General features: G+C 36.8%; 3 protein-coding genes. 1 reads left to right on the top strand and 2 read right to left on the bottom strand.

The window, feature by feature from the left end; genetic code table 11:
• Positions 1–508 precede the first annotated feature (508 nt).
• Positions 509–661 (bottom strand): hypothetical protein, encoded by a 153-nt coding sequence (locus tag F6K22_RS27630; RefSeq protein ID WP_293105469.1) that lies wholly within the window; start codon positions 659–661, stop codon positions 509–511.
• 100 nt (positions 662–761) lie between these two features.
• Here F6K22_RS27630 and F6K22_RS27625 point away from each other — a divergent pair, with 100 nt between their 5' ends.
• Positions 762–4,172 (top strand): WD40 domain-containing protein, encoded by a 3,411-nt coding sequence (locus tag F6K22_RS27625; RefSeq protein WP_293105466.1) that lies wholly within the window; start codon positions 762–764, stop codon positions 4,170–4,172.
• Positions 4,173–4,612: 440 nt separating this feature from the next.
• Here F6K22_RS27625 and F6K22_RS27620 read toward each other — a convergent pair.
• Positions 4,613–6,300, bottom strand: a 1,688-nt coding sequence (locus tag F6K22_RS27620; RefSeq protein ID WP_293105464.1) for a DnaJ domain-containing protein, incomplete at its 5' end; no start/stop codon positions are given.

The raw sequence follows: 6,300 nt of genomic DNA, 5'->3' as shown, positions 1-6,300 counted from the left end.
TTAAAAGTAGTCTAAAAAATAGAAATACCAAGCACTTCTTTGGGAACCCATAAAGTCAGGGTTGTCAAAATAGGGAAAAACCCTAGGGATAAATAAAACTTACGCATAAACCATATATATAGCGTTCAAAACTATAACGTTATAGTTTTTTGACTCTATATATAGTACATTTGCGTAAGTTCTGAATAAAAATGGTAGAAGTAATGAAGAAGCAAGAAGCAAGAAGAAGGAAATATTGATGAAAAAAAGGGGGAAATGATAGAAATACCAAGCACTTCTTTGGGAACCCATAAAGTCAGGGTTGTCAAAATAGGGAAAAACCCTAGGGATAAATAGAACTTACGCATAAACCATATATATAGCGTTCAAAACTATAACTTTATCGTTTTTAGACTCTATATATAGTATATTTGCGTAAGTTCTGAATAAAAATGGTAGAAGTAATGAAGAAGCAAGAAGCAAGAAGGAGGAAATATTGATGAAAAAAAGGGGGAAATGATAGATATAATTATCTCACATGAATTGGAGTAGCTATTTTTGAGCACATCTGATCGGGAGCTACCTTTTCGTATGAATTATGACTTCTGACTCCTTGTTCTGTTGGCAATACTTCAAAACTTCTACTACCCGATCGAAGAAGTAAGTAAATTATTAGATTCATACATTGCTGCAATTGAACAACGCAGAGAATCTCCTGAATTATGACTCCTATTTTCTTCCCTCCTAACTTCTTCTCCTTCTTACTTCTGAAAAAATGAAACATGAATAATTACCAATACCAAGTAGGAGGTAGTCTCCCAGTTGATGCACCTACTTACATTAAACGACAGGCAGATGATGATTTTTATCTAAGGTTAAAAACTGGAGAATTTTGTTATGTTTTGAACTCGCGACAAATGGGAAAGTCTAGTCTGCGAGTTCAAACTATGAAACGTTTAAAAGCTGATGGAATTAGTTGTGTTGCAATTGATTTAACTGCTATTGGTAGTCAGGATATTTCTGTGGAAAAATGGTATGGGGGTATTATTTATACTTTGGCTAGTGGTTTGGAAATTTTAGATATATTTGATATTAGTAATTGGTGGAGTAATTTATCATTTTTGACACCTATTCAGAAATTGAGTCAATTTATAGAAACAGTTATTTTACCAGGAATTAATCAAAGCTTAGTTATTTTTGTGGATGAAATAGATAGCACTCTGAGTTTGCCTTTTTCGATAGATGATTTTTTTGCTTTAATTAGAGCTTGTTATAATAAACGAGCTGATAATCCAAGTTATCAAAAACTGACTTTTGCATTATTAGGAGTAGCTACACCTTCAGATTTAATTAGTGATAAGAATCGTACACCTTTTAATATTGGTAGAGCAATTAAATTAACAGGTTTTAAACTCCATGAAGCAAAAGCATTAGCTCCAGGTTTAGTAGCAAAAGCTGATAATCCATTGGCAGTTTTAAAAGCAATTTTAGCTTGGACAGATGGGCAACCATTTCTTACACAAAAAATCTGTAAATTGGTAATTATGTCTCCTTTTCCTATTGCAGCAGGTGGGGAAGAAAAATTAGTAGAAAATTTAGTTCGAGTCGAAATAATAGAAAATTGGGAAGCTAAAGACGAACCAGAACATTTAAAAACTATTCGCGATCGCCTTCTAAAAAATGAACAGAAGGCTAGTCGTCTTTTAGGACTTTACCAACAAGTTTTACAAAATAATTTCCAGACTTCGATTAATATTAATTCTGGAGATAGTCTGGAACAAATAGAATTAAATCTTACAGGATTAGTAGTCAAAGAAAAAGGTGGATGGAGAGTCAAAAATAAGACTTATCAAACAATATTTAATCGGGAATGGGTAGAAATAGAATTAGCAAAATTAAGACCATATAGCCAAGCGATCGCTGCCTGGTTAATATCTAATCGAGAAGATAAATCGAGACTTTTACGAGGGCAAGCATTACAGGAAGCATTAGAGTGGAAAATTGGTAAAAACCTCAGTGCAGAAGATAATGATTTTCTGGCAGCAAGTCAAGAATTAGCTCTAGTAGAAATCCAAAAAGAGCTAATAGCAGAAAGACAAGCTAAACAAATATTAGAAACAGCCAAACAAACAGCAGAAAAATTACTGCAACAAGCCAGACAAGCACAAGAAAAAGCCGAACAAATGTTAGCGGAAGCTAAAGCCGGAATTCAAATCGAAAATTCTGGAATAGAAGCCTTAAAAAAATTTGCAGCAGGTGGGAGAGAAATCGAAGCATTACTCATAGCAATAGAGGCAGGAAAAACTCTCAAAAAATTGGTAAAAGACGGTAGAAAATTAAAAAATTATCCAGCAACAAAACCCATATTTGCTCTACAACAAATTCTCCATAAAATTAGAGAAAGAAATCAATTTTTAGGGCATCGACGCAGTGTTAATAGTGTTACTTTCAGCCCCGATGGTAAATATATTGCTACTGCTTCCACTGACTGCAATGCTATTTTGTGGAATTTTTATGGCAAACAAATAACAAAATTTAGAGGTCACAAACACACAGTCAATTCAGTAAATTTCAGCCCTGATGGCAAACACATTGCCACCGCATCTACTGATGGCAATGCTATTATTTGGGATTTTTCTGGAAACAAAATTCTCACTCTTACGGAAAAACAAAGCATATCGGATATCTGTTTCAGTCCTTGTGGGCAATTCATTGTCACCGTTTCCTCCCATAACAAAGCCAGACTTTGGGATACACAAGGCAACAAACTCAGAGAATTTAAAGGTTTGCCTGGAGGATTAACTTGTCTCAAATTTAGTCCTGACGGCAAACACTTAGTAATTGCTTCCAGCAGTGGTATTGCCAAAATTTGGGATTTTGTTGGTAACTATCCTTTAGCAGAGTTGACAGGACATCAAGACCGAATTAATTGCATTAGTTTTAGCCCTGATGGAGAAATGATCGCCACTGCTGCCAATGATGGCACGGCAAAAATTTGGAATTTATTCGGATATCAGTTAGCAGAGTTAACCGGACATTATAAAAGGGTAAACAGTGTCAGTTTTAGTCCTGATGGGAAACTATTAGCTACCGCTTCTGCTGATGGCATCACAATATTATGGGATTTAGATGGAAACCAAATAGACAAAATTGAGGGGCATCAAAAACCAGTAAATAGTATTAGTTTTAGCCCTGATGGCAAATATTTAGCGACAGCTCTAAGTGACAAAACTACGAGGTTGTGGGATTTATCACCGCAGCAGACTATTGAGTTTAGGGGGCATGAATGTCGAATTAATTGTGTTAGTTTTAGCCCTGGTGGGGAGTATCTGGCAACGGGTGCAATTGATGGTAATATGGCTTTGTGGAATGTATCTGGCGAGCAAATATCTATTCTGAAAGCACATCAAGAATGGGTGAGGAGTGTTGGTTTTAGCCCTAATGGTGAGTATATTGCTACTTCATCCAACGACCGCACTGCGAAATTATGGGATTTATATGGAAATTTAATTGTTGAATTTGCAGAGCATCAACGCACGGTTGCAAGCATAAGTTTTAGCCCTGACGGTAACTATATCGCTACTGCGTCGGCGGATGGAATAGTAAGAATTTGGGATTTATCTGGGAAAAAAATTACTGAATTTATAGCTCACTACCGTTGGATAAGAGCAGTTGAATTTAGCCCTAATGGTAGTTATTTGGTTACTGCTTCAGATGACTACACTGCAAAATTATGGGATTTATCGGGAAAGTTGATAACTGATTTTAGGGGGCATCAAAATGAGGTGAAGAGTGTTAGTTTTAGCAACGATGGTGAATACATTGTTACAGGAGCTGGAGATTACACAGCCAAATTATGGGATTTATCTGGGAAAGCGATCGCTCAATTTTTGGGTCACGAAGGTTGGGTGTTGAGTGTTAGTTTTAGCTCCAATGATGAATATATTGCTACGGGTAGTGGTGATGGTAAGACAAGACTTTGGGATTTAAACGGCAATTTGTTAGCGCTATTTGAGGCAAAGGAGGAGAAAATTACCAGTGTGAGTTTTAGTCCGAATGGGAAATTGTTAGCTGCTGCTTCTGATGGTGCTGTTGTGCGATTGTGGCGGGTGGAAACTCTTGATGAATTATTAGCGCGTGGTTATGAGTGGTTGAAATATTATTTGGCAACCCATCCTGAATTAGGAAATTAGGATTTATATCATGTCCGGATAATTATTGTTTGTAGTTGCGCTTCAGCGCTTCATACAGCGCTTTTCAAATTGATGAACCACATCTTCATATAAAATCCGGTTGAATACTTATTATATATTTGGGCGAGATTCGGAGATGGGGAGATTCGGAGATGGGGAGATTCGGAGATGGGGAGATTCGGAGATGGGGGGATGGGGGGATAGGGAGATTGGGGAGATGGGGAGATTGAATATTGAAGTCTAGATAGAATTATGAACATATACTATATAACCGGATTCTATATCACAAGCAAAAATCTTGTAGGGGTGATTCGCGAATCACCCCTACTGTGGTCTACCCTGCAGGAAAACCGCTGTAAATATGTCTAGGAGCGCTAAAGCGCAACAACGAGCAAATTTTTTTTCGTAGATGTCTATTATTAAAAGTTCGCGTGAGTAAGTCATGACTTGAATTTATGGAGAAAGTGATTATAAGCTTGATTAATAATTTGCATTTTCCAAACAGCTTCTTTATCCCCATTTACATCAGGATGATATTGTCTAGCTAAACGACGATCAGCTAATTTCACTGTTTCTGCATTTGCATTTGGCATCACATTCAATATTTCCCACCATTCCCCAGACCTAGAAACCATACCATCCGACATCACCTGATGCCAAATTTTAATATTTTTGCCGTTACCCCCAGTTACCAAACAACCATCACCAGAAAAAGCTACCGGATAACTACCTGCCAAAGTTTGCCAAAGTTCCCCACTAGACAAACGCCAAATTTTTACTGTACCATCTTGACTACCACTAGCAAGTAGTTTTCCATTGTCACTAATAGCAAGAGAAAATACTGGTGCTGTATGACTAACTAAAGTAGAAATTAACGACTCTGTTTCGACATTCCAAATTTTGATTGTAAAGTCTGTACTACTACTAACGAGGATATTTTCAGTGGGATGAAAAGCTAAAGATGTTATCCAACCAGAATGTTGTTGCAGAATACGCGGGGGTTGATAAGTGTTGATATTCCACAAGCGAATAGTTTTGTCAGCACTCCCACTAGCAAAAGTTTTACCATCGTAACTCCAAGCAACTGCCCAAACTTTATCTGTATGACCATCAAAAGTACGTTTAAGTTTTCCTGTTTCTAGTTCCCACAGTCTAATACTTTTGTCAGCACTTCCACTAACAAGATTTTTACCGTCTTTACTGATAGCTACTGCAAATACTGAGTCTTTGTGACTGGTGGGAGAATTAGAAGCGAAAAAAGTCTGACAATGTTTTTTTGTATCTATATTATATGTGGTGATTTTTCCCTCGAAGCATCCGCTAACGAGTATGGGAGTCTTGGGGTTGAGAGCGACAGTTTGCACTTCCTGGGAATATCCGAAAAAAGTGTAGAGACGTTTACCTGTTTTGATATTCCAGAGACTAACAGAGGAGTCGCTACTTGCTGTGGCAAAAGTTTGATTATCAGCACTAATAACTACAGCATTAATTGATGCGGTATGTGCTTTGATAACTTTTCTACATTTCCAAGTTAATTTTGAGTGTGGTTGTAAATCAGAATTTTCTGTGGGTGAGGGAGAAAAATTTGATTGATTTTGGCAACCTATATTTTTCTGTAGTTCTTCTAATTCTGCTTCTATTTCCAGAGCGGAAAATTTTTCTTTTGTCTCCATTTCAGCAAAGACCGGAGCTAAGGGTGAGGGAGAAAAATTTGATTGATTTTGGCAACCTATATTTTTCTGTAGTTGTTCTAATTCTGCTTCTATTTCTAGGGCGGTAAATTTTGGCTTCGTCTCTATATTTTCTGTGGGTGGGGAAGAAAAATTTGATTGATTTTGGCAACCTATATTTTTCTGTAGTTGTTCTAATTCTGCTTCTATTTCTAGGGCGGTAAATTTTGGCTTCGTCTCTATATTTTCTGTGGGTGGGGAAGAAAAATTTGATTGATTTTGGCAACCTATATTTTTCTTTAGTTCTTCTAATTCTGCTTCTATTTCCAGAGCGGTAAATTTTGGCTTCGTCTCTATATTTTCTGTGGGTGGGGAAGAAAAATTTGATTGATTTTGGCAACCTATATTTTTCTTTAGTTCTTCTAATTCTGCTTCTATTTCCAGAGCGGTAAATTTTG

Origin of the sequence: Okeania sp. SIO2F4, from assembly GCF_010672385.1 — a bacterium.
Taxonomy (GTDB): domain Bacteria; phylum Cyanobacteriota; class Cyanobacteriia; order Cyanobacteriales; family Microcoleaceae; genus Trichodesmium.
Note: the sequence above shows the minus strand (reverse complement) of the source record. Positions and strands in the feature narration are given on the sequence as shown.